At 71.8% G+C, this 25,544-nt stretch carries 25 protein-coding genes; 15 read left to right on the top strand and 10 right to left on the bottom strand.

What is annotated here, in order from left to right:
* Nucleotides 1-2 precede the first annotated feature (2 nt).
* Nucleotides 3-503 carry a Rieske (2Fe-2S) protein gene (locus JK361_RS36195; protein WP_201826556.1) on the bottom strand — a complete coding sequence of 167 codons (501 nt, stop codon included), beginning with the start codon at nt 501-503 and terminating at the stop codon, nt 3-5.
* Between the two features lie 180 nt (nt 504-683).
* Between JK361_RS36195 and JK361_RS36200 the strand changes: the two genes are divergently transcribed.
* The 7 genes from JK361_RS36200 (at nt 684) to JK361_RS36230 (ending at nt 6,876) form a co-directional block, all read left to right on the top strand.
* Nucleotides 684-1,460, top strand: coding sequence for a HipA family kinase (locus tag JK361_RS36200; protein ID WP_201826558.1), 777 nt, complete (start codon nt 684-686; stop codon nt 1,458-1,460).
* Nucleotides 1,457-1,906: a DUF3037 domain-containing protein gene (locus JK361_RS36205; protein WP_251092511.1), complete on the top strand. Its 450-nt coding sequence runs from the start codon at nt 1,457-1,459 to the stop codon at nt 1,904-1,906. Before JK361_RS36200 ends, JK361_RS36205 begins: the two co-directional genes overlap by 4 nt.
* Before the next feature lie 168 nt (nt 1,907-2,074).
* Nucleotides 2,075-2,836, top strand: coding sequence for a 3-oxoacyl-ACP reductase FabG (gene fabG, locus JK361_RS36210; RefSeq protein ID WP_201826560.1), 762 nt, complete (start codon nt 2,075-2,077; stop codon nt 2,834-2,836).
* A 22-nt stretch (nt 2,837-2,858) separates the two neighbouring features.
* Nucleotides 2,859-3,620, top strand: coding sequence for an SDR family oxidoreductase (locus tag JK361_RS36215; protein WP_201826562.1), 762 nt, complete (start codon nt 2,859-2,861; stop codon nt 3,618-3,620).
* Nucleotides 3,621-3,807: 187 nt separating this feature from the next.
* A complete protein-coding gene (locus JK361_RS36220; RefSeq protein ID WP_201826564.1) occupies nt 3,808-5,385 on the top strand; it encodes an ABC transporter substrate-binding protein in 1,578 nt (525 codons plus the stop codon).
* 97 nt (nt 5,386-5,482) lie between these two features.
* Nucleotides 5,483-6,166 carry a uracil-DNA glycosylase gene (gene ung, locus JK361_RS36225; RefSeq protein WP_201826566.1) on the top strand — a complete coding sequence of 228 codons (684 nt, stop codon included), beginning with the start codon at nt 5,483-5,485 and terminating at the stop codon, nt 6,164-6,166.
* A gap of 197 nt (nt 6,167-6,363) precedes the next feature.
* Nucleotides 6,364-6,876, top strand: a complete 513-nt coding sequence (locus JK361_RS36230; protein WP_201826567.1) for a tetratricopeptide repeat protein — start codon at nt 6,364-6,366, stop codon at nt 6,874-6,876.
* A gap of 544 nt (nt 6,877-7,420) precedes the next feature.
* On the opposite strand, the gene JK361_RS36235 is transcribed toward JK361_RS36230, so the two are convergent.
* On the bottom strand, nt 7,421-7,933 hold the full coding sequence (locus JK361_RS36235; protein ID WP_201826568.1) for a DinB family protein: 513 nt from the start codon (nt 7,931-7,933) through the stop codon (nt 7,421-7,423).
* Nucleotides 7,934-7,976: 43 nt separating this feature from the next.
* Nucleotides 7,977-8,693, bottom strand: coding sequence for a TetR/AcrR family transcriptional regulator (locus JK361_RS36240; protein WP_201826569.1), 717 nt, complete (start codon nt 8,691-8,693; stop codon nt 7,977-7,979).
* 77 nt (nt 8,694-8,770) lie between these two features.
* Between JK361_RS36240 and JK361_RS36245 the strand changes: the two genes are divergently transcribed.
* Both JK361_RS36245 and JK361_RS36250 read left to right on the top strand, forming a co-directional pair.
* Entirely contained in the window at nt 8,771-9,946 is a 1,176-nt protein-coding gene (locus JK361_RS36245) for an FAD-dependent monooxygenase (RefSeq protein WP_201826570.1), read from the top strand.
* Nucleotides 9,947-9,956: 10 nt separating this feature from the next.
* Complete coding sequence (locus JK361_RS36250) at nt 9,957-10,868, top strand: Gfo/Idh/MocA family protein (protein WP_201826571.1); 912 nt, start codon at nt 9,957-9,959, stop codon at nt 10,866-10,868.
* On the opposite strand, the gene lnt is transcribed toward JK361_RS36250, so the two are convergent.
* Both lnt and JK361_RS36260 read right to left on the bottom strand, forming a co-directional pair.
* A complete protein-coding gene (gene lnt, locus JK361_RS36255) occupies nt 10,786-12,360 on the bottom strand; it encodes an apolipoprotein N-acyltransferase (RefSeq protein WP_201826572.1) in 1,575 nt (524 codons plus the stop codon). The genes JK361_RS36250 and lnt overlap by 83 nt on opposite strands.
* Nucleotides 12,361-12,682: 322 nt before the next feature.
* On the bottom strand, nt 12,683-13,159 hold the full coding sequence (locus JK361_RS36260; protein WP_201826573.1) for a nuclear transport factor 2 family protein: 477 nt from the start codon (nt 13,157-13,159) through the stop codon (nt 12,683-12,685).
* Between the two features lie 579 nt (nt 13,160-13,738).
* Here JK361_RS36260 and JK361_RS36265 point away from each other — a divergent pair.
* Together JK361_RS36265 and JK361_RS36270 are read left to right on the top strand one after the other, a co-directional pair.
* The gene (locus tag JK361_RS36265; RefSeq protein WP_201826574.1) at nt 13,739-15,238 is read left to right on the top strand and encodes an FAD-binding oxidoreductase; all 1,500 of its coding nucleotides are present in this window, start codon (nt 13,739-13,741) and stop codon (nt 15,236-15,238) included.
* A 421-nt stretch (nt 15,239-15,659) separates the two neighbouring features.
* Entirely contained in the window at nt 15,660-16,343 is a 684-nt protein-coding gene (locus tag JK361_RS36270; RefSeq protein WP_201826575.1) for a LuxR C-terminal-related transcriptional regulator, read from the top strand.
* A 349-nt stretch (nt 16,344-16,692) separates the two neighbouring features.
* Here JK361_RS36270 and JK361_RS36275 read toward each other — a convergent pair whose 3' ends face one another.
* From JK361_RS36275 to JK361_RS36290, 4 genes are all read right to left on the bottom strand, one after another.
* Nucleotides 16,693-17,622 carry a hypothetical protein gene (locus tag JK361_RS36275; RefSeq protein WP_201826577.1) on the bottom strand — a complete coding sequence of 310 codons (930 nt, stop codon included), beginning with the start codon at nt 17,620-17,622 and terminating at the stop codon, nt 16,693-16,695.
* Between the two features lie 470 nt (nt 17,623-18,092).
* A complete protein-coding gene (locus JK361_RS36280) occupies nt 18,093-18,272 on the bottom strand; it encodes a hypothetical protein (protein WP_201826579.1) in 180 nt (59 codons plus the stop codon).
* Between the two features lie 195 nt (nt 18,273-18,467).
* Nucleotides 18,468-19,343 (bottom strand): undecaprenyl-diphosphate phosphatase, encoded by an 876-nt coding sequence (locus JK361_RS36285; RefSeq protein WP_201826581.1) that lies wholly within the window; start codon nt 19,341-19,343, stop codon nt 18,468-18,470.
* 332 nt (nt 19,344-19,675) lie between these two features.
* Nucleotides 19,676-20,146, bottom strand: a complete 471-nt coding sequence (locus tag JK361_RS36290; RefSeq protein ID WP_201826583.1) for a winged helix-turn-helix transcriptional regulator — start codon at nt 20,144-20,146, stop codon at nt 19,676-19,678.
* A gap of 117 nt (nt 20,147-20,263) precedes the next feature.
* On the opposite strand from JK361_RS36290, the gene JK361_RS36295 reads away from it, so the two are divergent.
* Nucleotides 20,264-21,433, top strand: a complete 1,170-nt coding sequence (locus JK361_RS36295) for a thiolase family protein (protein WP_201826584.1) — start codon at nt 20,264-20,266, stop codon at nt 21,431-21,433.
* A gap of 143 nt (nt 21,434-21,576) precedes the next feature.
* Here JK361_RS36295 and JK361_RS36300 read toward each other — a convergent pair whose 3' ends face one another.
* Nucleotides 21,577-22,344 carry a TVP38/TMEM64 family protein gene (locus tag JK361_RS36300; RefSeq protein WP_201826585.1) on the bottom strand — a complete coding sequence of 256 codons (768 nt, stop codon included), beginning with the start codon at nt 22,342-22,344 and terminating at the stop codon, nt 21,577-21,579.
* Between the two features lie 49 nt (nt 22,345-22,393).
* On the opposite strand from JK361_RS36300, the gene JK361_RS36305 reads away from it, so the two are divergent.
* From JK361_RS36305 to JK361_RS36315, 3 genes are all read left to right on the top strand, one after another.
* Nucleotides 22,394-23,116 (top strand): DNA alkylation repair protein, encoded by a 723-nt coding sequence (locus JK361_RS36305; protein WP_201826586.1) that lies wholly within the window; start codon nt 22,394-22,396, stop codon nt 23,114-23,116.
* A gap of 257 nt (nt 23,117-23,373) precedes the next feature.
* A complete protein-coding gene (gene tuf / locus JK361_RS36310; RefSeq protein ID WP_201826587.1) occupies nt 23,374-24,543 on the top strand; it encodes an elongation factor Tu in 1,170 nt (389 codons plus the stop codon).
* 17 nt (nt 24,544-24,560) lie between these two features.
* Nucleotides 24,561-25,406, top strand: coding sequence for a spermidine synthase (locus tag JK361_RS36315; protein ID WP_201826588.1), 846 nt, complete (start codon nt 24,561-24,563; stop codon nt 25,404-25,406).
* The last annotated feature ends 138 nt before the right edge of the window (nt 25,407-25,544 follow it).

The raw sequence follows: 25,544 nt of genomic DNA on the forward strand, positions 1-25,544 counted from the left end.
GCTCAGGCCAGCTTGATCTCGTCGCCCGAGACGCTGATCTTCGCCGCCGCCAGCGGCCGCGTCGCGGGCCCCTTCTTCACGCTGCCGTCCTCGGCCGAGAAGTGGCTGTTGTGGCACGGACAGACGATCACACCGTCCGCCACGCTGCCCACCGCGCAGCCCTGGTGGGTGCACTTGGACGAGAACGCCTTGTAGGTCCCCGCCGTCGGCTGGGTGACCACGACCCCCTGGTCCTTGAAGATCTTGCCGCCGCCTTCCGGGATGTCCGCGGTCTTGGCGAGCGCGGTACCCCCGGCGGAGCCGCCGCCTTCCTGCGCGGAGCCGGCGGACCCGGGAGAGCCGGCGCCGCTGACGACCGTGTCGGAGGAGTCGTCGCCCGAACCGCAGGCGGTGAGCGCGGCGGCGAGCCCCGCCGCTCCCGCCGCCGCCATCACGGTACGGCGGGCCGGCCGGGTGGGGGCGCCTCCCTGCTCGGACGAAGTCGGGAGCGATGCGCTGGTCATGTGGGGCTTCCCTTCCGCGGAGCTGCTCGTGGTCCGTCATGGGGTACGGCCCCGAGGCGGCGGCCGTTCAGACGGGTCACGGATCCTTGCCCCTGGGCCGGGAGGACCCTGCGCCACGGCTGTCCCCCGGCTGTCGGCCGGCCGCCCGGGCCGCACCCCGGACCCCAGTAACCTGGGGCGATGCTCAAGGAAGTCACCGCGACCCGCTACATCACGCCCCTGCGTGAGGGGGGCTCGCTGCCGGGGCTCGTCGAGGCCGACGACTTCGGGACCTACGTCATGAAGTTCACCGGCGCCGGACAGGGCCGCAAGACCCTGGTCGCCGAGGTGGTGTGCGGCGAACTCGCCCGGCGCCTCGGATTCCGCATGCCCCGCCTGGTCACCCTCCGCCTGGACCCGGTCCTCGGACTCGGCGAGCCCGAACAGCAGGTCCAGGACCTGCTCCGGGCCAGCGGCGGCAGCAACCTCGGCATGGACTTCCTGTCCGGCGCCCTCGGCTACGACCCGCTCGCCTTCCCGGTGGGCCCCGAGGAGGCCGGCCGGATCGTCTGGTTCGACGCGCTGATCAACAACGTCGACCGCTCCTGGCGCAACCCCAACCTCCTGCTGCACCGGGGCGAGCTGTGGCTCATCGACCACGGTGCCACGATGATCTGGCACCACAACTGGCCCGCCGCCGAGGCCTCGGCGGCCCGCCCCTACGACGCCTCGGACCACGCCCTCGCCCGGTTCGCCCCCGACCTCACGGCGGCCGCGGCCGAGCTGGCGCCCCGGGTCACCGAGGACCTGCTCGCCGAGGTCACCGCCGAGATCCCGGACGCCTGGCTCGCCGGCGAGCCCGGCTTCGACACCCCGGACGACCTGCGCCGGGCCTACGCGCGGCCGCTGCTCGCGCGGGCGGCCGTCATCGCCGAGCGGATCACCAGCCTCGGCTCCGGAACCGAGGAGGGCAAGTGAGCGAGCGCCATATCCACATGGCCGGCCATGTGACCGAGCGCCACATCACCCGAGCGGGCCAAGGCGGCGACCGGGACGTGTTCGAGTACGCGCTGCTGCGGGTCGTGCCGCGGGTGGAGCGCGGGGAGTGCATCAACGCGGGCGTGGTCGTGTACTGCCGTGCGCGGGCCTACGTCGGCGCACGCACCCACCTCGACGAGGCCCGGCTGCTCGCCCTGGACCCGGCCGCCGACGTCGCCGGGGTGCGTGCCGCCCTCCGGGCGATCGAGCGTCACTGCGCGGGCGGCGAGGAGGCGGGACAGGCGGCCGGGGACGACGCCGGGCGCCGTTACCGCTGGCTGATCGCGCCCCGTTCCACGGTGGTCCAGCCCGGACCCGTGCACACCGGCCTGACCGCCGACCCGGCGGCCGAGACGGAGCGGTTGCTGGACCTCCTGGTGAGGTAATGGATCACACCGGCCGGATGTCCCGTTGACACCGGGTGCCAGGGCTTCTAGCGTCACGGGTGCTGAAGGTACTAAGCGGTCGCTCACCGCATGTAGGGGTCCTCTCCGAGGGCCCGACCGGTTCTCTCGAGAGCCGACAAGTTCTCTCAAGGGCGAGGAGAAGCAGCAATGTCCACCACTGAACAGCGGGTCGCGGTAGTCACCGGCGCGGCGCGCGGCATCGGCGCCGCGACGGCCGTACGGCTGGCCGCCGAGGGCCACGCGGTCGCCGTGATCGACCTCGACGAGGCCGCCTGCAAGGACACCGTCGAGAAGATCACGGCCGCCGGCGGCAAGGCCATCGCGGTCGGCGCGGACGTCTCCGACGAGGCGCAGGTCGAGGCCGCCGTCGCCCGGGTCGCCGAGGAGCTGGGCGCCCCCACGATCCTGGTCAACAACGCGGGCGTGCTGCGCGACAACCTGCTGTTCAAGATGAGTGCCTCCGACTGGGACACGGTCATGAACGTGCACCTGCGCGGCTCGTTCCTGATGACGAAGGCCGTCCAGAAGCACATGGTGGACGCGGGCTGGGGCCGGGTCGTCAACCTCTCCTCCTCCTCGGCGCTCGGCAACCGCGGCCAGGCAAACTACTCCGCCGCCAAGGCCGGCCTCCAGGGCCTGACCAAGACCCTCGCCATCGAGCTGGGCAAGTTCGGCATCACCGCCAACGCCGTCGCTCCCGGCTTCATCGCCACCGAGATGACCAAGGCCACCGCCGACCGCGTCGGCATGGGCTTCGACGACTTCAAGAAGGCCGCCGCCACACAGATCCCGGTGCAGCGCGTCGGTGAGCCGGAGGACATCGCCAACGCCATCGCCTTCTTCACCGGCGAGGCGGCCGGCTTCGTCTCCGGCCAGGTGCTGTACGTCGCCGGCGGACCGCTCGACTAAGGGATTCAGGGGTAGCACGGACATGACTGAACTCCCGGAGCTCTCCGGCAAGGTCGCGATCGTCACCGGCGCGAGCCGCGGTATCGGCCACGGCGTCGCCGAGGCGCTGGTCGCGCGCGGCGACCGCGTGTGCATCACCGGCCGCAACGAGGACGCCCTGAAGGAGGCCGTCGAGCAGCTCGGCGCCGAGCGGGTCATCGGCGTCGCCGGCAAGGCCCACGACCTGGACCACCAGACCGAGGTCGTCGAGCGGACCATGGAGGCCTTCGGCCGGGTCGACTTCCTGGTCAACAACGCGGGCACCAACCCCGTGTTCGGCCCGATCGCGGACCTCGACCTGAACGTCGCCCGCAAGGTCTTCGAGACCAATGTGATCTCCGCCCTCGGCTTCGCCCAGAAGACCTGGCACGCCTGGCAGAAGGACAACGGCGGCGCGATCGTCAACATCGCCTCCGTCGCCGGCCTCGCGCCCTCGCCGTTCATCGGCGCGTACGGCGTGAGCAAGGCCGCGATGATCAACCTGACCCAGCAGCTGGCGCACGAGTTCGCGCCGAAGGTCCGGGTCAACGCCATCGCCCCGGCCGTGATCAAGACCAAGTTCGCGCAGGCCCTGTACGAGGGCCGCGAGGAGGAGGCCGCGGCCGCCTACCCGCTCGGCCGGCTCGGTGTCCCCTCCGACATCGGCGGGGCCGCCGCCTTCCTCACCTCCACGCAGTCGGACTGGATCACCGGTCAGACGCTCGTCGTGGACGGCGGCATCTTCCTCAACGCGGGCGTGGGCTGAGCCATCTTCCGGGCGCCGATTTTCGGACGGATCGGCGCCCGGAAAACCCTTGGGACTCCGCAAATCGGACTGACAACGTCGTCATCGCTGAAACGATCAAGAACCCGTGCTGCAGGGGAGGTCCAGGGGCCCGGACGCTGCGGTATCGTCTGCCGACCCTTGGTATGGCAGATCGAGGAGCGTGCGCGTGTTCAACCGGAACCGATTCCTGCGGAGAGTCGCGGCGATCGCGTCCATATCGTTGGTTGCCGGATGCAGTCTGCTGTCCGACGGCGACCCCGACGACCAGGGTCCGATCGTCGTGGGCACCACCAGCGTGCCCAGCACGCTCGATCCGGCCGGCGCCTGGGACGGCTCCTGGGAGCTGTACCGGAACATCTTCCAGACGCTCCTCGCCTACCCGAACGGCGCCACCACCCCGCAGCCCGACGCCGCCCAGAGCTGCTCCTTCACCGACTCCACGAGCCGCACCTACCGCTGCAAGCTGCGCTCCGGCCTGAAGTTCGCCGACGGCGACCCGCTGACCGCCGAGGCCGTCCGGCACTCCATCAACCGCATCCGGACCATCGACGCCCCCGGCGGCCCCGCCGGGCTGCTCGGCAGCCTCGACCGCGTGGAGACCTCCGGCGACCGCGAGATCGTCTTCCACCTCAACCAGTCCGACGCCACGTTCCCGTTCGTGCTGGCGACCCCCGCCATGTCGATCGTCGACCCGGACGACTACCCCGCCGACTCCCTCCGCAAGGACGCCGAGGTGCACGGCTCGGGGCCGTACAAGCTCCAGTCGTTCGCGGAGGACGACAAGGCCGTCCTGGTCCGCAACGACAGCTACCAGGGCTTCGCCAAGCGGGAGAACGACGCGGTGACCATCCGCTACTTCAAGGACTCCGCCGGCATGGTCAAGGCGCTGCGGGACAAGCAGATCGACGTCACCTACCGCGGCCTCGCCGCCGACGACATCCTCGCCCTCCAGGAGCACGACACCGAGGACCTCCAGCTGGTGGACGGCGCCGGCACCGACATCAGCTACCTGGTGTTCAACCCCAAGGACTCCTGGGCCAAGCAGCCCGCCGTGCGCAAGGCCGTCGCCCAGATCGTGGACCGCGGCGCGATCGCGCACAAGGTCTACAAGGACACGGTCGACCCGCTGTACTCGATGGTCCCCAAGGGCCTGACCGGCCACGCCACCGGCTTCTTCGACGACTACGGCGAGCCGAGCGTCGCCAAGGCCCGCAAGCTCCTCACCGAGGCCGGCATCACCCAGCCCGTCCCGCTCACCCTCTGGTACACCACCGACCGCTACGGCTCCGAGACGGCCCTGATGTTCCAGGAGCTCAAGCGGCAGCTGGACGCCTCCGGCCTGTTCACCATCACCCTCAAGGGCCGGCCCTGGAAGAGCTATGTGGTCGGCTACCAGAAGGGCGAGTACCCGGTGTTCGGGCGCGGCTGGTTCCCGGACTTCCCCGACGCGGACAACTTCATCGCCCCCTTCGTCGGCGAGCACAACGCCCTCGGCACGCCCTACCCGGCCAAGGAGATCACCGACCGGCTGCTGCCCCACTCGCGCGCGGAGAGCAACCGCGCCGATACCGTCAAGGACTTGGAGGCGGCCCAGCAGTTCCTGGTGAACGACGCCCGGCTGATCCCGCTGTGGCAGGGCCGGCAGTTCGTGGCGGCCAGCGACGACATCTCCGGCGGCGAGCAGGCCCTCGACCCCTCGACGATCATGATGATGTGGGCGCTGCACCGCAAGACCAGCTGGTGAACCGCCCTCGGGCAGCGATTGTCAGTGGCCGGCTGTAGGTTCTGAAGCCTGGAAGTGACCGCACGCCGTGGTCGATTGACATCGTGAGGACGTTGACGTGACCGACATCGCCATGCTGCCCGAGTCCTGGCGCGGGGTTCTGGGCGACGAGCTTCAGCAGCCCTACTTCAAGGAGCTGACCGAGTTCGTCGAGGAGGAGCGGGCGAAGGGCCCCGTCTACCCGCCGCGCGAGGAGGTCTTCGCCGCGCTGGACGCGACGCCGTACGAGCAGGTGAAGGTCCTGGTCCTGGGCCAGGACCCGTACCACGGCGAGGGCCAGGGGCACGGCCTGTGCTTCTCGGTCCGCCCCGGGGTGAAGACCCCGCCCTCCCTGCGCAACATCTACAAGGAAATGCAGGAGGAGCTGGGCCTGCCCGTCCCGGACAACGGCTATCTGATGCCGTGGGCCCAGCAGGGCGTGCTGCTGCTCAACGCGGTCCTCACCGTCCGGGCCGGCGAGGCCAACTCGCACAAGGGCAAGGGCTGGGAGAAGTTCACCGACGCCGTGATCCGCGCGGTGGCCTCCCGCCCCGACCCGGCGGTCTTCGTCCTGTGGGGCAACTACGCGCAGAAGAAGCTCCCGCTGATCGACGAGACCAGGCACGTGGTGGTCAAGGGCGCGCACCCCTCGCCGCTGTCCGCGAAGAAGTTCTTCGGCTCCCGGCCGTTCACGCAGATCAACGAGGCGATCGCCGGCCAGGGCCACGAGCCGGTCGACTGGCGCATCCCGAACCTGGGCTGACGGCCGCCGGGGGGCCGCGGAGTGCCCCGCGTGGCGGGGCCGAGTCCACGCGCGGTCCCGCCACGCGGGCACGACCCGGTGCGAAGGGCTCGCGGTCGACCACCGGCCGCCGGTGCAACGGCGCCGCCTGACCGGGAATCCCGGCGGCGCCGGTTAGCGTCAGCAGCGGACCATTGCCGACGGCCCGGAGGGACACCGTGGCGGAGCGACAGGAGCAGGCGGCGCCGGACGCCGTGCTGACGCGGATCGGACAGGTCGTGATGCTGCACCACGGCGGCGACCGTGAGGAGGCCCGCAGCCGTTTCCTGGATCTGTGGACGGAGATCGGCGAGGACGGCGACCCGCTGCACCGCTGCACCCTGGCCCACTACCTGGCCGACACGCAGGACGATCCGGACGACGAACTCGCCTGGGACCTGCGCGCGTTGTCGGCGGCCGAGGAACTGGCCGGCGGCCGCGCGGACGGCGACCCGGCCAGTGTCCAGGGCTTCTTCCCGTCCCTGCACCTCAACCTGGCCGCCGACTACGTCAAGCTCGGCCGCGCCGAGGCGGCCCGCAGCCATCTGCGCCGCGCCCGCAGCACCGCCGGTTCCCTGGCCGACGACGGCTACGGCGAGGGGGTCCGGTCCGCGATCAGCCGCCTGGCCCTGCGGCTCGGCGAGGAGGGCACCCCGGGCGGCGACGGCTGGGGCCCGCCCAGACAGCGCTAGGCGCTCCGACAAGGCTGCCGTACACCTTGCCCAGCGCGCACAGGTCCGGGGCCGGGGGAGTCGCCGGGGCCGGGGCGCGCACGGCGGCGGGCGGCCGCCCGGAAGGGGCCGGGCGCGGGCGTGGGGCCTTGGGCGGGGCCGGTGCCCGATGCGGGGCCCCGGGGGAGGCGGGGCGCCGGTGCGAGGCGGGCGGCGCGGGGTGCGCCGGGCGCGGGGGCGGGGACGGCACGGCCAGCCTCAGTGCCTCGACGGCCGGCGCCTGGACCACCCGCGGCTCCGCGCTGCCGGCGGGCCGGGGCACCGCCGGCAGCGAGGGCGCGGTGTACCGGGGCAGGCCGGCGGGCGCCGGGTGCCGCACCGTGACACAGCCGGTGAGGACCGAGACGGCCACGATGATCAGAAGCGCTGCGGTGGTCGTCGTTCGATGCACCCGCGCAACTCTGCTGGGTCGGCACCGGCGTTGACACCGGGGAGCCGAACGGGATGCCCCGTACGGGTGATTGCATGCCCCGTGCGGAGGGTTCCGCCGTGCCGGGGCTGACGATCAGTCGCCGGTGAAGCCGTCGATCCGCTCGCGGACCAGGTCGGCGTGACCGTTGTGGCGGGCGTACTCCTCGATCATGTGGGTGTAGATCCAGCGGAGGTTGAAGGGCTGCCCGGTGGACCTGCTCGTGCCCCGGGAGAAGTCGTCGAGCGAGAGGCCGGCCGTGTGGCGGCGGGCCGTGTCGATCTGGGCCTGCCAGGTGGCGTACGTCTCCTCCCAGGTGTCCGCCTCCGTGACGCGGAAGTCGCCGTCCGGGTCCTCCTCGGTGCAGTAGAGGACACCCGGGTCCTCGCCCAGCAGCACCTCGTGGAACCAGAACCGCTCGACCTCCGCCAGGTGCCGGACCAGACCCAGCAGGGTCAGTTCGGAGGGCGCCACGGACGGGGTCCGCAACTGTGCGTCGGTGAGCCCTTCGCACTTCCAGGCGAGTGTCCGGCGGTGGTAGTCGAGCCAGCCCTCGAGCATGGTGCGCTCGTCGGCGTGGGTGGCGGGCTCTTCCCGCTTGATCGTCATGCGCGCATCATCGCCGCCGGGTGCCGCCGTCGGCCAGGGCTTTTCAGCGCCGGAGCATCCCCGTCAGCAACTCCCGCAGTCCGGCCCGGATCTCCGCCAGGTCCGGCACCTCCGTGCTGAAGGACCCGGCCGCGCAGGAGAACATGAGCCCGTCCGCCCAGGCGACCAGGGACAGCACCTGGCGGGCCGGGTCGGGTGAGCCCGCGGCGGTGAGCATGGCCGTCAGCTGGTCCTTGAAGACGGCGCCGGTGCGGTCGTAGTAGGCGCGCAGTCCGGGACGGCGGGTGGCCTCCAGGGCTAGTTCGTACCGGGCGATCAGCAGAGCGCGGTTGCGGGTCAGGGAGCGGTGGACCGCGAGCGCCAGCCCCTCCGCCAGCGCGTCGGCCCCGCCCCTCGGGTCCGGCAGCTCCGACAGCGCCAGCACCCGGGCCTCCCGTTCGGCGTGCCGCCGCACGGCGAGTTCCAGCAGCGCCTCCCGGGTGCGCGCCACGTTCGACGTCGAGCCGGGGGGCAGCCCGGCCGCCTCGTCCACCGCCCGGTGGGTGAGCCCGCGCATGCCGCGCTCGGCGAGCAGGGCGAGGGCGGTGTCGGCGACGAGATCGGCGCGGGAGGTGCCGGGGGTGCTCTGGTCGCCGGAGGTGCTCGCGTTGCCGGGGGCGCGTGGGGCGTTCGGGGCGCTGGGAGCACCCGGGTAGCCGGGAGTGCCCGGGGTGCCGGGGGCGCTCGGGGTGCCGGAGGTGCTCGGGCTGTCTGCGGACATGGGGTCGACCCTACCCAACTTCACTACAGCCGTAGTACAGTCACCAGGTGCACTACAGGTGTAGTCGAGGAGGGGTCATGACACGGCCGGAACGCGCGATCGTCATCGGCGGCGGCATCGGGGGGCTGGCCGCCGGAGCCGCCCTGCACCAGCGGGGCTGGGCCGTGACCGTGCTGGAACGGGCGGCCTCCCTGGACCCCGTCGGCGCGGCCATCTCGCTCGCCCCGAACGCCCTGCGCGCCCTGGACGTCCTCGGCATCGGCGACGAGATCCGGGACCTGGCCGCCTGGCAGGGCGACGGGGGCCTGCGCACGCCCGGCGGCCGCTGGCTGTCCCGCTCCAGCGCCGCGGCCGCCGCCGCCCGCTTCGGCGGCCCCCTGGTCCTGCTGCCCCGCGCCACCCTCGTCGACCGGCTGGCCGCGCTGCTCCCGCCCGGCGCCGTCCGCACCGCGACCACCGCGGCCCTCGCCGACCCCGGCGACCGGGCCCGGCCCGCCCGCGTGAGCGCCGGCGGGGAGGAATGGGAGGCCGAACTGGTGGTCGGCGCGGACGGCGTCAATTCACGGGTGCGCGGCGCCCTCTTCCCCGGCCACCCCGGCCCGGTGTACGCCGGCTTCACCACCTGGCGGGTCCTGATCCCGGTGCCCGGCGCCGAGTTCGCCTCGCACGAGACCTGGGGACGCGGCCACATCTGGGGCACCCACCCCCTCAAGGACGGCCGGGTCTACGCCTATGCGGCGGCCACGGCCCCGGCGGGGCAGCACGCCCCGGACGACGAGAAGGCCGAACTCCTGCGCCGCTACGGCGACTGGCACGACCCCATCCCCGCCGTGCTCGCCGCCGCCCGCCCCGAGGACGTGCTCCGGCACGACGTCCACCACCTCGCCCGGCCGCTGCCCGCGCACCACTTCGGCCGCACCGTCCTGATCGGCGACGCCGCCCACGCCATGCCCCCGACCCTCGGCCAGGGCGGCAACCAGGCCGTGGAGGACGCGGTGGTCCTCGCCCACCACGGCGCGGACCTGCCCGCCTACACCGCCGCCCGCCTCCCGCGGACCACCGCGATAGCCCGTCGGTCCGTCCGGGTCGCCCGCCTCAACATGGCGGGCAGCCGAGCCGTCGTGGCCCTGCGCGACACGGCCGTCGCGGCCGTGTCGGCGGCGGGACCGGCGCTCTTCCTGCGTGGCTTCGACGGCATCGCCGACTGGTGGCCCCCGTATGCTTCCGGCAGACGACACGCAGGCCAGCGGTAGAGGAGAGCACGTGAAGGTCGGCTGCATCGGACTCGGCGACATCGCGCAGAAGGCGTACCTGCCGGTGCTGGGGGCGCAGCCGGGGCTCGACCTGCACTTGCAGACCCGGACGCCCGCCACCCTGGACCGGGTCGGGGACACCCTGCACCTGCCCCGGGAGCAGCGGCACACCACGCTCGACTCGCTGCTCGCCGCCGGCCTGGACGCGGCCTTCGTGCACGCGCCCACCACCGTCCACCCCGAGATCGTCACCCGGCTGCTGGAGGCCGGCGTCCCGACGTACGTGGACAAGCCGCTCGCCTACGAACTCGCCGACTCCGAGCGGCTGGTGCGCCTCGCCGAGCGGCGCGGGGTCTCGCTGTCCGTCGGCTTCAACCGCCGGTACGCCCCCGGGTACGCGCAGTGCCTGGACCACCCGCGCGAGCTGATCCTCATGCAGAAGAACCGGATCGGCCTGCCCGAGGAAGCTCGCTCGATGATCCTCGACGACTTCATCCATGTCGTGGACACCCTGCGGTTCCTGGTGCCGGGCCCGGTCGACGACGTCACCGTCCGCGCCCGCGCCGAGGACGGGCTGCTCCACCACCTCGTGCTCCAGCTCGGCGGGGACGGCTTCACCGCGCTCGGTGTGATGAACCGGCTCAGCGGCTCCAGCGAGGAGATCCTGGAGGTGTCCGGGCAGGACAGCAAACGCCAGGTGGTCAACCTCGCCGAGGTGATCGACCACAAGGGGCAGCCGACCGTGCGCCGGCGCGGCGACTGGGTGCCGGTGGCCCGCCAGCGTGGCATCGAGCAGGCGGTCCTCGCCTTCCTCGACGCCGTGCGGGCCCGGAAGGTGCTCAGCGCCAGGGACGCGCTGGCCACCCATGAACTGTGCGAGCGGGTGGTACGAGCGGTTCAGGACCGCTTCGGCGCAGCCTGAGCGTCCGCACCCCCTCGGTCACACCCAGCGCGGCCAGCACCAGCAGCGCACCGTGCACCGGCCAGTCGCCGTAGCGGACATACGGGGTGACGCCGTGCGCGAGCGGTACGTCGTACACGCGCGCGGTGCTGGCGTCGGTGCCGAGCCACGGGCCGAGGCGCGCCCCGTCCGGGCCGTACACCGCCGACACGCCGGTGAGGGTGGAGTGGACCATCGGGCGGCCGGTCTCGGCGGCGCGCAGCGCGGCCAGCGAGGCGTGCTGCTCCGGCGCCCAGCTGTGCTGGAAGGACGAGGTGGAGGACTGTCCGAGAAGGATGTCCGCACCGTCCTCGGCGAGATGCCGGCTCATGTCGGGGAACGCGGTCTCGAAGCAGATCAGCGGGCCGACCCGCAGTCCGTGCCCGACGTTCATCACCGTCTGACCGGTGCCGCGCCGCCGGTCCTCGCCGGCGGCCCGGCCCACCGACGTGGCCCAGCCGAGCAGGGAACGGGCCGGTATGTACTCGCCGAACGGGACCAGCCGCATCTTGTCGTACCGGTCACCGGTCAGGCCGTCCGGGCCGACCAGCACGGAACTCTTGAAGATGCCGGGCCGGTCCGAGCGCCGGGCGTCCACGTTCACCAGCAGGTCGGCGCCGGTGCCCCGGGACAGCACGGCCAGCCGCCGGGCCAGGTCGGGGCGGTCGTCCAGGTCGAAGCCGACGCTGGACTCGCCCCACACCACCAGGTCGACGCCCTGCCCGGCGAGCCGCCTGGTCAGCTGCTCCTCCCGGTCGAACCGCCTGTCGCCGCTGGCCTGCCCGGCCACCACGCTCGGCTGCACGACGGCGACCCGCACCCGTCCGTCGACGTCCGGGCGGGGCGCCCACGCCCACGCGGCCGAGGTCGCGGCGGCCGTGGCGACCAGCGAGGCCAGGGCCGGAAGGCGCGCCTCGCGCACCGAGATCAGCACGGCCACCGCCACGTTGACGGCCACCACCAGGAAGCTGAGCAGCCACACCCCGCCCACCGAGGCCAGCCGGAGGGCCGGGCCCACCTGCCACTGGCTGGCGCCCAGCATCCCCCACGGCCCGCCGAGGCCCTGCCAGGAGCGGACCAGCTCCACCGCCAGCCAGGCCGACGGCAGCACCAGCAGTGCCGCGGCGGCCCGGGCCGGGGACGGCACCCCGCCCAGGAACCGGCGCACCAGCAGACCCCAGGGTGCCCAGAGCAGGCCCAGCAGTGCGGCGATCAGGAAGATGAACACGTGCAGGCTCGGCAGCAGCCAGTGGTGCACGGCGACCAGGAAGCCGAAGCCGCCGCTCCAGCCGTCGTACGCGGCCCGCCGCCCGGTCGGCGCCGAGCGGGCCAGCAGGACCCACGGCACCAGGGCGATGTACGCGAACCACCACAATGCGGGGGCCGGGAATGCGAGCACGGGGAGGGCACCCGCGAGGGCGGCGGCGCCCGAGCGGCGCCACGGGGAGGTCAGCCAGTGGTCGATCGTCCTCATAAGGACCCTCCCTACCCAGCTGTGGTTCCAGTGTGCGTCGGCGACGGTGCCGGTGCTGCTCGCGGTCGGGCCCGGGGAATCGTGCGGGGGCGTCGTCGGGTGGGCGGGGCGTTGGGGGTGCGGGGCGTCGTCGGGTGGGCGGGGCGTCGGGGGTGCGGGGCGGGGGCGGGTGCGGCTGGGGGCCGGGGTGTGGCCGGTCGTGCGGTTCGCGGTATGGCTTGAGGGGCGGGCTGGGGGCCGGGGTGTGGCTGGTCGTGCGGTTCGCGGGATGGCTTGAGGGGCGGGTTGTGCCGGGGCGTTGCCGGCGCGGTTCCCCGGACCGCTACGGGGCGCCGGGCCCGCTCGTGGGCAGGCGGCGCCACTTCTCCTCCACGACGACCCCGCGCAGGCGCCAGCCGTCGGTGGTCCGCAGCACGCCGAACTCGTACCGGCCGCCGCACACGAGGTCCGGTGCCGCGGAGCCGCCGGGGCCGGCGAAGCGCATGGGGTTGAGATAGTCGGCACGCACCCGGGCGGTGTCCCCGGTGTCGTGCTCCAGGATCCCGAACCGCACCTGCCGGTTGACGATCAGATGCTGCCGCATGGCGAACAGGTCCAGGCTCTCGGCGAGCCAGGCGGCGACCCGCTCCGCGTCGCCCTCGATGCCGCCCGCCGAACGGTAGTCGGCCCGCCCGTCCGACGTGAACAGCCCCCGGTACGCCGCCCACTCGCCGTCGTCCACCGCCACCGCGTACTCGGTGACCAGGTCGTTCACGGCCAGCCGGTCCATCACCGTCGCGAGCTCCACACGCTGCGTCATCGGCACAGTGTTGGGCATGCGGGGCCCGGAGCCAAGAGGCGCGCCGGATATTCGGTGTGCACGGGGCGGCCGGCACTCGAACCCGTCCTTCGTGAACGGGCGATCCGTCGCGGCCGAGCCCAAGTGCCGCTCCGCGCCCGCCACCCGGACGCCACGGTCACCGTGCGCCAGACCTGTCGCCCGGCCGCACCGCCGGGGCGTGACCGGCATGCAGTGGCTCCGGCTCAGGCACCCGCCGACCGGCCGGCGCTCCGAGGCCCTCAGGGTTTCCGCCGGCGGCGGACAGCCTCGAGACCGGAACGCGTGACGGTCTGCAGTTGGAATATCAGGCGGGATGGGTATTTCCGGATCCCCTGCTGAATCCGCCGACGAGACAGTATTTTGCCACCTTGTATCCGGTGATGTATTTAGGTATTTCCCTCGCGTGCGGCTTTGGCGGGCTCCCGGTGGTGGGCGGCTTGACCATGGCTGCGAGCGTGTCGAGCCGATCACCGTGATCGCCCTTGCTACCGTCCGCTTCGCCTGAATCATCCAAAAAGGACCGATTCACGTCTGCTGGTGGTCGAGAGGACACGGACCATGAACGGCTTTTCCCGTCGCGGACTACTCAAGGTGACCGCAGCCGCCGGTGCGGGCGCTGTCGTCGTCCCGGGTATCGCGGCCGTGGAGGCCCCGGGCGCGATGGCCGCGAGCGCGGGGCCCGAGCACGGGAATTGTCCGCCGGCGCGGCTGACCGGCCGCATCGTCCGCCCCGAGGACTCCGGGTACACGGACGCGCGCCTCGGCTGGGACCAGCTCTTCTCCCACTATCCGCTGGTCATCGTCTTCGCCCAGAACACGCAGGACGTGGTCAACGCCCTGACGTGGGCGCGGCAGAACGACGTGGCGGTGCGGGTGCGGAGCGGCCGCCACGCCCTCGAGGGCTGGTCGAACGTGGACAACGGCCTCGTGATCGACATCAGCGAGTTGAAGTCGGTCCACATCGACGCCAGGTCGCGTATTGCGACGGTCGGCGCCGGGCTCAACCAGGAGGAAGCGGTGACCACGCTCGCGAAGCAGAACTTCGCGGTGACCACCGGGACGGAGGGCAGCGTAGGCCTCTCCGGCGCGACGCTCGGCGGCGGATTCGGCTTCCTCACCCGTTGGCTCGGCATGGCCTGCGACAGCCTGGTGGGGGCGGAGATCGTCGTCCCGTCGGGTACCGAGTGCGCCAAGGCGATCAAGGTGGACGAGCACACCAACTCGGATCTGCTCTGGGCGCTCCGCGGCGCGGGGAACGGCAACTACGGCATCGTCACGTCACTGACCTACAAAGTGGCTCCGCTGAAGAGCGTCACCTATCTCCAGGCGACGTGGCCGGACATCTCACGCCTTCGTGAAATCTTCGAGGCGTACCAGCGCACGGCACCGACCACCGACGCCCGCCTCGGGACCCAGCTCGAAATCCACCGGAACCAGATCTTCCTGTTCGGGGTCCTCCCCGAGGGAACACCGGAGGAGACGAAGAGGCTGCTGGCCCCGATCCTGTCGATCGACAGCCCGGACGTCACCACGCAGGTCGGTAACTGGGGCGACGTGTACGCGGGATTCCAGATTCCGATCGAGCAGGAACCGGCGAACTGGAAGTTCCACTCGCAGTTCACCCGAAAGCCGTTCCCGGGCGACGCGATCGACATCGTCGACTCGTTCATCAGAACCGCCCCGACGGACGACAGCAACTTCTTCGTCCAGGCTTTCGGCGGCAACGTCAGGAAGAGCAGCCCCCGCGGCGGCACCGCCTTCCCGCACCGCGACGCGCTCTTCTACTCCGAGCCCGGTGTCGGCTGGGGCAAGCGCAGTGACCAGCCGGGCGTCTGCGACCCGCTCACCTCGCAGTGCCAGGCCTGGATCGCCGAGTTCAGCCAGGCCCTGCGGACCTATGTGGACGGCGCCTACGTCAACGTGCCGAACATCGCGCAGCAGGACTGGGAAACCGCCTACTGGAGGGACAACGTCGACCGGCTCCGCAAGATCAAGGCGAAGTACGACCCCGACAACGTCTTCCAGTACGAGCAGAGCGTCCAGCCCGCGGTCTGCTGACCGGTCCGCCGAGCCCCCTCCCGATCGGTGAGGGGGCCCAGCCATGCCGGTCGAGCAGCCGAGGCCTGAGCCGGTGTTCTCCGCGTACCAGCACGCGATGCTTCGGTCGGGTCCTTGAGCCTGTGTGGGCGGTAGCGGGACCGGACGAGCGGGCCGCCTGACCGAGGAGTGGCCGTACCCGGTGGTCGACGAGGTGGCGGCGCACCCGCGGGCGTAGTGTGGGGTGCGCCGCCGCCCCGGCTCGGCGCGGGGTTGCCACGGGCGCACGGGCCGCGATGCCGGCACGGTCCCCATTCGGGTCATCCGGGGTGCCGCTCGTCGCGGAAGGGCCGAACGTGGGATCGGCTGGTTCGCGTCGCCGACCGTTGTCCCGCCACGCCGCGTGGCCGGTGGCCTGGCCTCATCCACGCTGGAGCTGCTGATGAGCGCATCCGTGACCCATCTGGCCGTCGTCTGCGACTCGCCGCTGCTCCAGCTCGGTCTCACCCGGGCCATCGACATCCAGCCCGACATGAAGATCATGGCGTTCGCGGAGTGCGCCGACGACTTTGCCTGCATGGCCGGTGACGTCGACGTCTTGCTCCTCGTCAACTTGCAGGCGCGCGACCTCGTGGTCTCCCGCCAAGTGGCGAGGCTGCACTGCCAAGGACGCGCCGTGATCGTGATGTCGACGACGGACGAACAGTCCGACGCCGTCCTGTGCATCAAAGCCGGTGCTCGCGGATATCTGAGCCGGCAGACCACTGCCGCGGAGTTGTTGACGGCCATCCGTGCCGTCGCCGCCGGAAGAGACTACTTCGGCGCGAGCCTCGCCGGCCGGAGCATCCCCGCGCCGCCTCCTCACATCACCAGCCGGGAAAGGCAGATTCTGAGGTTCGTGGCCAGCGGGGCGACGGATCGTGAAATCGCCGCGAAACTGAAGATCACTGAGAACACGGTTCACACGCACCTGGAGCGACTGCGGAGGAAGAGCGGCTCGCGGCGCAGGGCCGAACTGACCCGGTTCGCCTTGGAGAACGGGATGACCGACAGCGATCCCACGGATTTATCGTGTTTCACCGGGCCGAGTCCGGGTGTATGTCGTCCAGGCTGTCGACGATGGTGACGGACGGCGGATTCGCCGGTGTGGGCACCTGGATGAGGATGGGCACGTAGACGACCTGCCCGTGTCGGAACTCCGCTTTCGCCGAGACGCGGAAGCAGACGGGCGCCCCGGGGTTCTTCACCGTCGCATAGCAGCGGAGTGTGGAAGTCGCGCCGGCCGTGCCGGTCGTTCCGTCACCCGCTGACGCGTGCCATGCGCCGACCATGAGGCCGGCGGTGGCTGTAGCCGCGAGTACGACGCCTCGCAAGATCGCCTTGGCCACTTTCATCGCTCCCATGAGTGGCGACGGATCGGCACCTCGCCGAGAGGACCTCCGCGAGGTGCCGATTGTGCTGGAGCCCTTCAGCCGTCAGCCCTGGGTTCCGCCTTGGGTGTTGCCGGTGCCGCCCTGGGTGCCGCCTTGGGTGTTGCCGGTGCCGCCCTGGGTGCCGCCTTGGGTGTTGCCGGTGCCACCTTGCGTGCCACCTTGGGTGTTGCCGGTGCCGCCACCCTGGGTCCCGCCTTGGGTGTTGCCGGTGCCGCCACCCTGCGTTCCGCCTTGGGTGTTGCCGGTGCCGCCACCCTGGGTCCCGCCTTGGGTGTTGCCGGTGCCGCCACCCTGCGTGCCACCTTGGGTGTTGCCGGTGCCGCCACCCTGGGTCCCGCCTTGGGTGTTGCCGGTGCCGCCACCCTGGGTCCCGCCTTGGGTGTTGCCGGTGCCGCCACCCTGGGTCCCGCCTTGGGTGTTGCCGGTGCCGCCACCCTGCGTGCCACCTTGGGTGTTGCCGGTGCCGCCACCCTGGGTCCCGCCTTGGGTGTTGCCCGTGCCGCCACCCTGGGTCCCGCCCTGGGTGTTGCCCGTACCGCCACCCTGCGTGCCACCTTGGGTGTTGCCCGTGCCGCCACCTTGCGTGCCGCCCTGGGTGTTGCCCGTGCCGCCGCCCTGGGTCCCGCCCTGGGTGTTGCCGGGCTTGGTGTTCTTGTTGGGCTTTGTGTTGCAGTTATGCTTGCACGGCTTTTCCGGGAGCAGGTGTTGAGCCTGCGTCGTACCACTGCCGGCGCGCGCCTGAGCGATGGAGACTGTGCCGTTCGGTGCAGCCGTTGCCGAGGCAGGAGTCCCGATGCTGACGATTCCCCCCACCATTGCCGCCGACGCTATCGCTGTCGCTATCTGCTGCTTCTGGCGATTCCGCACGAGCTTGTCCCTTCCTCCTGCACGATTCTCTCCCGCACGATGCGTACAATCCCGCTTGCGTTGAATTCGATGCGGCGGAAAGCTGGACACGATTTCCAGCGGCAATGCGGGGCGATCCTGCGGACCGCTGATCGCCTGGTCATCCAGGTTTTAGGCTTCGCCGGTTTTCGCCGACTCTCCGGTGTTCTCGCGGAGAACTTCGAAAGATCACTCCATGCATTGGGTGGTCGACCCAGGGCGTGGGAAAGGGATGGCGCTCGTCGCAGCTCATCCAGTTTGAACTTTCGAAGCAAGCGCAATATACGCAACGAGCCGCGTTCAATCCTCCTCTCGAGCTACGGCGGCGTCAACTCAGGCCGGAATCGGGAGGATCTGGCGCGCGCGGTCGTGGTCAGAAGTGACTACAGATGCGCACGGAAATTCTCGCCGAATTACGAGGTCATCAGGGCGGACCTTCCCATCGGCGGTTTCGACCGAGCGCGGCGCTGTGGTCAGAACGGGTCACAGCCACGCCGGGCGGCGGACCGCTGGCGGAACGGGGCGTCGGGGCTGTCGGCGGGGCTGTCGGCCGGGCGTCAGGCCGCCTCGATGACCCGAGTTCGGATCGCGGCGGCCCACTCGATCACCAGCAGCTCGTACTCCGCGCGCTCCTGGTCGGACAGGGTGCCGCCCGCACGCAGCCACAGCGCCCGGATCTGCTCGTTCACCTCGGCGGCAGACCGCACGGAACCAGGGGGCAGGGAATCGGGGGACATGCGCAACAGCCTAGGGGCAGCAGCTGACGGTGCGCTACCGCGTCGCTACGCAGAAGGTATGGGGTTGGTCACCGCCACCGCGCGGCAATGCGCTCGTTTTCGTGAACTGACCGGCCTCCATAGGTGGTTGCCCAGGTCATACGCGGCCGGCCGGTGCGCGGAAGATGTCCGAAACAGGGGCGGTGGAGCGGACCGTCAGCCCGCCGACTCCGCGGCGTGCGGGCTCAGGACGCCCGCGGCGACCAGGGCGATGATGACGATGCCGAGGGCGACGCGGTACCACACGAACGGCATGAAGCTCTTGTTGGAGATCCACTTCATGAACCACGCGATCACCGCGTATCCCGAAGCGAACGCGATCACCGTCGCGAACAGGGTGGGGCCCCACGCCACGTGGCCCTCGCTCAGCGAGTCCTTCACCTCGAAGGCGCCGGAGGCGAGGACGGCCGGGATGGCGAGCAGGAAGGAGTAGCGGGCCGCGGCCTCGCGCCGGTATCCCATGAACAGGCCGCCGCTGATGGTCGCGCCGGAGCGGGAGACGCCGGGGATGAGGGCGCAGGCCTGGCACAGGCCGAAGATCAGGCCGTCCTTGACGCCGAGGTTCTCCAGCGTCTTGCGCTGCTTGGGCGCCCGGTGCCGGCCGCCGGTCTCGTCGCGGGCCGCCATGCGGTCGGCGATGCCGATGACCACGCCGACGACGATGAGCATCGTGGCGGTGATCCGCAGATCGCGGAACGGCCCCTCGATCTGGTCCTTCAGTGTCACGCCCAGCACGCCGATCGGTATCGAGCCGACGATCACCAGCCAGCCCATCTGCGCGTCGTGGTTGTGCCGCATCGTCTTGTCGAACAGCGACCGGAACCAGGACGAGATGATCCGGCCGATGTCCTTGCGGAAGTAGATGAGGACGGCGGCCTCCGTGCCGATCTGCGTGATCGCCGTGAAGGCGGCACCGGGGTCCTTCCAGCCCGAGAACGCCGCGGTCAGCCGCAGGTGCGCGCTGGAGGAGACGGGCAGGAACTCGGTCAGCCCCTGGACGAGTCCGAGGACGAGGGATTCAAACCAAGACATGGAGGTATGGCGTCCAAGTGCTGGGGAGAAATGGTGATCATGTGACGAGGGCAGCGTAGCGGGCCCGGGTGACGCCCGGGAAACAGGGGCCGGACAGCCCGCTCACACGGCCGCACGGCAGCCCGCGTCCCCCGCGGACCTGCTCACCGGCCGCCGGCTCGCACGCCTCCCTGCTTGCTCACGCCTCCGCGGGCCTGCTCACACCGCAGCCTGGACCGTCACGCGCCGGCCGAACGGTCACGCCCCGGCCGAACCGTCACGCGCCGGCCGAACCGTCACGCGCCGGCCGAACCGACTCGCCCCGGCCGAACGTCAGTCGCCGGCCGGACCGTTCACGCGGCCGTCGGTCCCGTGACGGTCCAGCCCGGGACCTGCGGGTGGGCGGTCAGGTCCTCGTGGCGCACGGGCTCTCCGCAGGCCCGGCAGGTGACCTGCGGCACCAGTTCGTTGCCGCAGACGTGCTCGACGGTCATCGGCAGGTCGATGCCCTTGCGGAGGTGGCGGTCGCCCCACTCCTTGAGGGTCATCAGGACCGGCTCCAGCTCCAGTCCCGCCTGGGTGGGCCGGTATTCGAAGCGCTGGGGGCGCTCGCTGTACAAGCGCTTGGTGAGGATGCCGACCTCCACGAGCCGGCGCAGCCGGGCGGCGAGGATGTCGCGCGGCGCGCCGATGTTGCGCACGAGCTGGTCGAAGCGGCCGTTGCCCAGGCACACCTCCCGCAGGACGAGCAGGGAGTACTTCTCGCCGACCACCGCGAGGGCGTCGGCGATGGAGCAGGGGCGCGGATCTTTCGTGGCGGCCATGGGTCTCAGTCTAGATGAGGGTTTGATTTTCCAACCTTCAGGGCTATGGTGAGTCCGGATTTCCTACTCACCGGTAGCTCCCTACGGGTAGCCAGGGCGGCCAAGGAGGCCCGCACCATGCGAGACGCAGTCATCGTCGAAGCCGTACGCACCCCCATCGGGAAGGGAAAGCCGAACGGCTCCCTCGCCCACGTCCATCCCGTGCAGCTCCTCGCGCACACCCTGCGCACCCTGGTCGAGCGCTCCGGCGTCGACCCCGCGCTGATCGACGACGTGATCGGCGGTACCGTCGACCAGGTCGGCGAGCAGGCCATGAACACCACGCGCTACGCCGTCCTCGCGGCGGGCTTCCCCGAGTCGGTCCCGGCGACCACCGTGGACCGGCAGTGCGGTTCCTCCCAGCAGGCCGTGCATTTCGCCGCGCAGGGCGTGCTGTCGGGCGCCTACGACCTCGTCGTCGCCTGTGGCGTGGAGTCGATGAGCCGGGTGCCGATGTGGTCCAACGTGCCCGCCGGCGCGGACCCGTTCGGGCCGGGGGTCGCCGAGCGCTACCCGGAGGGCCTGGTGCCGCAGGGGATCAGTGCCGAACTCATCGCCGCCAAGTGGTCCCTCACACGCGCGCGGATGGACAAGTTCGCCGTCTCCTCCCACCACAAGGCGGCCGCGGCCTGGCAGACGGGACTCTTCGACGCCGAGATCGCGCCGCTGGACGGCGTCGCCCGCGACGAGTGCGTACGGCCCGGCAGCACCCCGGAGATCCTCGCCGGTCTCAAGCCCGCCTACCACGACCCCGGCTTCGCCGAGCGCTTCCCGCAGATCGAGTGGAACGTCACCGCGGGCAACGCGAGCCCGGTCAACGACGGAGCCTCCGCCGTGCTGATCACCTCCGGCGAGACCGCGGCCCGCCTCGGTCTGCGCCCGCTGGCCCGGCTGCACAGCTTCGCCGTGACCGGTTCCGACCCGCTGCTGATGCTCACCGGTGTCATCCCGGCCACCGAGAAGGTGCTGCGCCGGGCGGGCCTGGACCTGGCCGACATCGACCTGTTCGAGGTCAACGAGGCCTTCTCCAGCGTGGTGCTCGCCTGGCAGCAGGAGACCGGCGCCGACCTCGCCAAGGTCAACGTGCACGGCGGGGCGATCGCGCTGGGCCACCCGCTCGGCGCGAGCGGCACCCGGCTGACCACGACCCTGGTCCACGCGATGCGCGAACGCGGCGCCCGCTACGCCCTTCAGACCATGTGCGAGGCGGGCGGACTCGCCAACGCGATGATCCTGGAAGGGGTCTGAGCCCGGTCGCCGCCCCACGCGGCGGACCGCTCACGCCGCCGCAGCAGCCGCCGCCCCGTGAGCGCCCCGCCGGGCGGGGCGCCGGCCACGGCGACGAGGCCGGACCGCATCGCAAGGCCCCGGCCGGCGGAAGGGGCGCCGGCTCACCGGCCGCGCAGCCGGTGACGCTTTCGCCAGGCCACCACCGTGCCCGCCAGGGCCGGCAGGGCGATGCAGGCCATCGCGATCAGGAAGACGGGGGAGGTCGGCGTCGAGGCGCGGGCGCCGGCCACCGCGTAGGCGGCCGTGTTCGGGATCGAGCCGAGAGCGGTGGCCAGCAGGAAGGGCAGCCAGCCCATGCGGGAGACGGCCGCGCAGTAGTTCGCGGCACAGAACGGCACCCCGGGGAAGAGCCGGACGGCCAGCATCGACCGGAAGCCGTGGCGGCTGAGCTGCCCGTCCACCGCCTTCAGCCAGCGGCCCCGCAGCAGCGGGCGCAGCGCGTCCTGTCCGAGCACCCGGCCCAGCCCGAACGCCACCCCGGCGCCGAGCACGGTGCCGGCGAGCGCCGTCGCCAGCCCCAGCTGCGAGCCGAACAACGCTCCCGCGGCCAGGTTCAGCAGCGGGCGCGGCACGAACGCCACCGTGCACAGGCCGTACGCCACCGCGAACACCACGGCCGCCGCGGCCCCGCCCAGCTGTGGCGGCCAGCCGTGCGTCAGCAGCCGCTGCGGCTCGAACAGCAGCACGCACACGGCGGCCGCCGCGAGCAGCGCCAGCAGCAGCGACAGCCTGGTGTACGGGGACAGCAGCACGCGCGTGCAGCGGGCGGACACTCCCGCGCGGCGCGGTGGAGACACGGGGAGGAGGAGCTCCGTGGCGGCGGCCGGGGGAGCGGCCGTGGCGGTGCCAGAGCGGTTGGCATCGAGCATCCGGCGACAGTAGCCGACGCATGTGTGTGATCGCCGTATGGTTCGTCTCATGACCGTCACAGGTGCGGCCCGGCCGCAGGTGCCGCGCAGTGCCCTCGCCGACGTCGTGCTGGAACGGCTGACGACGGCGTACGGGGCCGCCGCCGACCGCGAGCGCGCCGCCTCGATGCGCACCTACATGAAGGACGTCGCACCGTTCCTCGGCATCCCCACACCGGCCCGCCGTGCCCTGTCGCGGACCGTCCTGGCCGGCTGCGCGCGCCCCGACGAGACCGACTGCACGGCGATCGCCCTGCGCTGCTGGGCACTGCCCGAGCGCGAGTACCACTATTTCGCCGTCGACTACCTGCGCCGGCACGCGGGCCGCTGCTCCTCCGGCTTCCTGCCGGTGGTCCGGCATCTCGTCACCACCGTCTCCTGGTGGGACACCGTCGACCTGCTCGCCGCGCACGTCGTCGGAGCGCTGGTCGCCGCCGACCCGGGGCTCACCGCCGAGATGGACGCCTGGATCACCGACGACGACCTGTGGGTGGCCCGCACGGCCCTGCTCCACCAGCTCACCTACAAGGAACGCACCGACGCCGGCCGGCTGTTCGCCTACTGCCTGCTCCAGTCCGGGCACTCCGACTTCTTCATCCGCAAGGCCATCGGCTGGGCGTTGCGCGAGTACGCCAAGACCGACCCCGAGGCGGTACGGGCCTTCCTGGCGCGCGAGCGGGGCCGGTTCGGCCCGCTGAGCGTGCGGGAGGCACTCAAGAACATCGGCGCCTGAACCCCGCCACCGGTAAAACCATTCGACGCCGGACGAACCGTCGGAGATGATCGGCGGCATGTACCGGTACGCCTTCCTCCTCGCAGCATCCGCGGTCGCGGATGCCCCGAAGGCTGCCGTCCCGTTCCTCACGGCCGCTGCCGACGGCGCCCGAAGCTGACCCTCTCCGGATCGTCCGGCGGACCCCGCAGGGGGAGGGTCGGCGAGTCCCCGGGGTCCCGCATTCCCGAACGACCGAGAGGCCCCGAGGCAGAGCCATGTCCAAAACCGCCTACGTGCGCACCAAGCCGCATCTGAACATCGGCACCATCGGCCACGTCGACCACGGCAAGACCACCCTGACCGCAGCCATCACCAAGGTCCTCGCCGAGCGCGGCACCGGCACGTTCGTGCCGTTCGACCGGATCGACCGGGCTCCGGAGGAGGCCGCCCGCGGCATCACCATCAACATCGCGCACGTCGAGTACGAGACCGACACCCGGCACTACGCCCACGTGGACATGCCGGGCCACGCCGACTACGTCAAGAACATGGTCACCGGGGCCGCGCAGCTCGACGGGGCGGTCCTCGTCGTCTCCGCGCTCGACGGGATCATGCCGCAGACCGCCGAACACGTCCTGCTCGCCCGGCAGGTGGGCGTCGACCACATCGTCGTCGCGCTCAACAAGGCCGACGCCGGGGACGAGGAACTGACCGACCTGGTCGAGCTGGAGGTCCGCGACCTGCTCACGGCCCAGGGGTACCCGGGCGACGCCGTACCGGTCGTACGGGTCTCCGGGCTGAGAGCCCTGGAGGGAGACCCGCGCTGGACGGCGTCCGTCGAGGCGCTGCTCGACGCGGTGGACACGTACGTGCCGATGCCGGAGCGGTATGTGGACGCGCCGTTCCTGCTGCCCGTCGAGAACGTGCTCACCATCACCGGGCGGGGCACGGTCGTCACGGGCGCCGTGGAGCGGGGGACGGTCCGGGTCGGCGACCGGGTGTCGGTGCTGGGCGCGGAGGTGGAGACCGTGGTGACGGGGCTGGAGACCTTCGGCAGGCCGATGGCGGAGGCGCAGGCCGGCGACAGCGTGGCGCTGCTGCTGCGGGGGGTGCCCCGGGACGCCGTACGGCGCGGACACGTGGTCGCGGCGCCGGGGAGCGTGGTGCCGAGCCGTCGTTTCACGGCGCGGGTGTATGTGCTGTCCGGCCGTGAGGGAGGTCGTACGACCCCGGTGACCAGCGGGTACCGGCCGCAGTTCTACATCCGCACGGCCGACGTGGTCGGCTCCGTCGACCTCGGTGCGGCGGCTGTCGCCCGGCCCGGCGAGACGGTGGAGATGACCGTCGAACTGGGGCGGGAGGTGCCCCTGGAGCCGGGGCTCGGCTTCGCCATCCGTGAGGGTGGGCGGACCGTCGGGGCGGGGAGCGTCATCGCCCTGGGGTGAACGCCCACAATGGACGGGTGAACGCATCGATACCCGTCACCCGGACCACCGACCACGGCACCGCCAAGCTGATGCCGGATGTCGACCGTGAGCGGGCCTGGCTGCTCACGGTCGACGGGGCGCCGCAGTCGTACGTGGACCTGGACGATCCCGCGTACCTGGAGTTCGAGTACGCGCGGCGGCTGGGGTACGTGCTGGACACGGTGGGCGAGGCCGGGCGGGCGCTGGACGCCGTGCACCTCGGCGGGGGTGCGCTGACGCTGCCCCGGTACGTGGCCGCCACCCGTCCCGGCTCCCGGCAGGACGTCGTCGAGGCGGACCGGGGACTGCTGGAGCTGGTCACCGAGCGGCTGCCGTTGCCGGCGGACTCGGGCGTCGCGCTGCACGCGGCCGATGCCCGGGACTGGCTGGAGGCCGCGCCGGACGACCTCGCCGATGTGCTCATCGCCGACGTGTTCGGCGGGTCCCGGGTGCCCGCCCACCTCACCACGCTGGCCTACGTCCGGTCGGCGGAGCGGGTGCTGCGGCCGGGCGGGGTCTATCTGGCCAACCTCGCCGACGCGGCCCCGTTCGGCTTTCTGCGCTCCCAACTGGCCACGCTCGCGGCGGTGTTCGGGGAGACGGCGCTGATCGCCGAACCGGCGGTACTGCGCGGGCGGCGGTTCGGCAACGTGGTGGCCGTGGCCTCGCACCGGCCGCTCGACATCGCCGCGCTGACCCGGCGCACCGCGGCGGACGCCTTTCCGGCGCGGGTCGAACACGGAGCGGCGGTACGGGAGTTCATCGGGACGGCCCGGCCGGTCGAGGACGCGGACGCCGTACCGTCACCCGAGCCCCCGGACGGGGCCTTCGGCATCGGCTGAGGCGGGCGGGGCGGTGGAAGGCCCGGTGCGTGCGCCGGGTCGGCCCGTGAACGTATGCCGTCCAGCGCCGGGGCGATTCCCCGGGGGATGTCCCAGGGGGGCAGTGGGGCGCGAAAGAGACGTAAGCCCATCTTCTAT

The sequence above is a fragment of the Streptomyces musisoli genome, assembly GCF_016741855.1.
Classification (GTDB): domain Bacteria; phylum Actinomycetota; class Actinomycetes; order Streptomycetales; family Streptomycetaceae; genus Streptomyces; species Streptomyces musisoli.

Excerpts from the sequence above, each read along its gene's own strand:
- JK361_RS36195 (WP_201826556.1), bottom strand. The coding sequence starts at position 503 with ATGACCAGCGCATCGCTCCCGACTTCGTCCGAGCAGGGAGGCGCCCCC.
- JK361_RS36200 (WP_201826558.1), top strand. The coding sequence starts at position 684 with ATGCTCAAGGAAGTCACCGCGACCCGCTACATCACGCCCCTGCGTGAG.
- fabG (WP_201826560.1), top strand. The coding sequence starts at position 2,075 with ATGTCCACCACTGAACAGCGGGTCGCGGTAGTCACCGGCGCGGCGCGC.
- JK361_RS36215 (WP_201826562.1), top strand. The coding sequence starts at position 2,859 with ATGACTGAACTCCCGGAGCTCTCCGGCAAGGTCGCGATCGTCACCGGC.
- JK361_RS36235 (WP_201826568.1), bottom strand. The coding sequence starts at position 7,933 with ATGACGATCAAGCGGGAAGAGCCCGCCACCCACGCCGACGAGCGCACC.
- JK361_RS36240 (WP_201826569.1), bottom strand. The coding sequence starts at position 8,693 with ATGTCCGCAGACAGCCCGAGCACCTCCGGCACCCCGAGCGCCCCCGGC.
- JK361_RS36245 (WP_201826570.1), top strand. The coding sequence starts at position 8,771 with ATGACACGGCCGGAACGCGCGATCGTCATCGGCGGCGGCATCGGGGGG.
- lnt (WP_201826572.1), bottom strand. The coding sequence starts at position 12,360 with ATGAGGACGATCGACCACTGGCTGACCTCCCCGTGGCGCCGCTCGGGC.
- JK361_RS36260 (WP_201826573.1), bottom strand. The coding sequence starts at position 13,159 with ATGACGCAGCGTGTGGAGCTCGCGACGGTGATGGACCGGCTGGCCGTG.
- JK361_RS36265 (WP_201826574.1), top strand. The coding sequence starts at position 13,739 with ATGAACGGCTTTTCCCGTCGCGGACTACTCAAGGTGACCGCAGCCGCC.
- JK361_RS36270 (WP_201826575.1), top strand. The coding sequence starts at position 15,660 with ATGAGCGCATCCGTGACCCATCTGGCCGTCGTCTGCGACTCGCCGCTG.
- JK361_RS36280 (WP_201826579.1), bottom strand. The coding sequence starts at position 18,272 with ATGTCCCCCGATTCCCTGCCCCCTGGTTCCGTGCGGTCTGCCGCCGAG.
- JK361_RS36285 (WP_201826581.1), bottom strand. The coding sequence starts at position 19,343 with ATGTCTTGGTTTGAATCCCTCGTCCTCGGACTCGTCCAGGGGCTGACC.
- JK361_RS36290 (WP_201826583.1), bottom strand. The coding sequence starts at position 20,146 with ATGGCCGCCACGAAAGATCCGCGCCCCTGCTCCATCGCCGACGCCCTC.
- JK361_RS36295 (WP_201826584.1), top strand. The coding sequence starts at position 20,264 with ATGCGAGACGCAGTCATCGTCGAAGCCGTACGCACCCCCATCGGGAAG.
- JK361_RS36300 (WP_201826585.1), bottom strand. The coding sequence starts at position 22,344 with ATGCTCGATGCCAACCGCTCTGGCACCGCCACGGCCGCTCCCCCGGCC.
- JK361_RS36305 (WP_201826586.1), top strand. The coding sequence starts at position 22,394 with ATGACCGTCACAGGTGCGGCCCGGCCGCAGGTGCCGCGCAGTGCCCTC.
- tuf (WP_201826587.1), top strand. The coding sequence starts at position 23,374 with ATGTCCAAAACCGCCTACGTGCGCACCAAGCCGCATCTGAACATCGGC.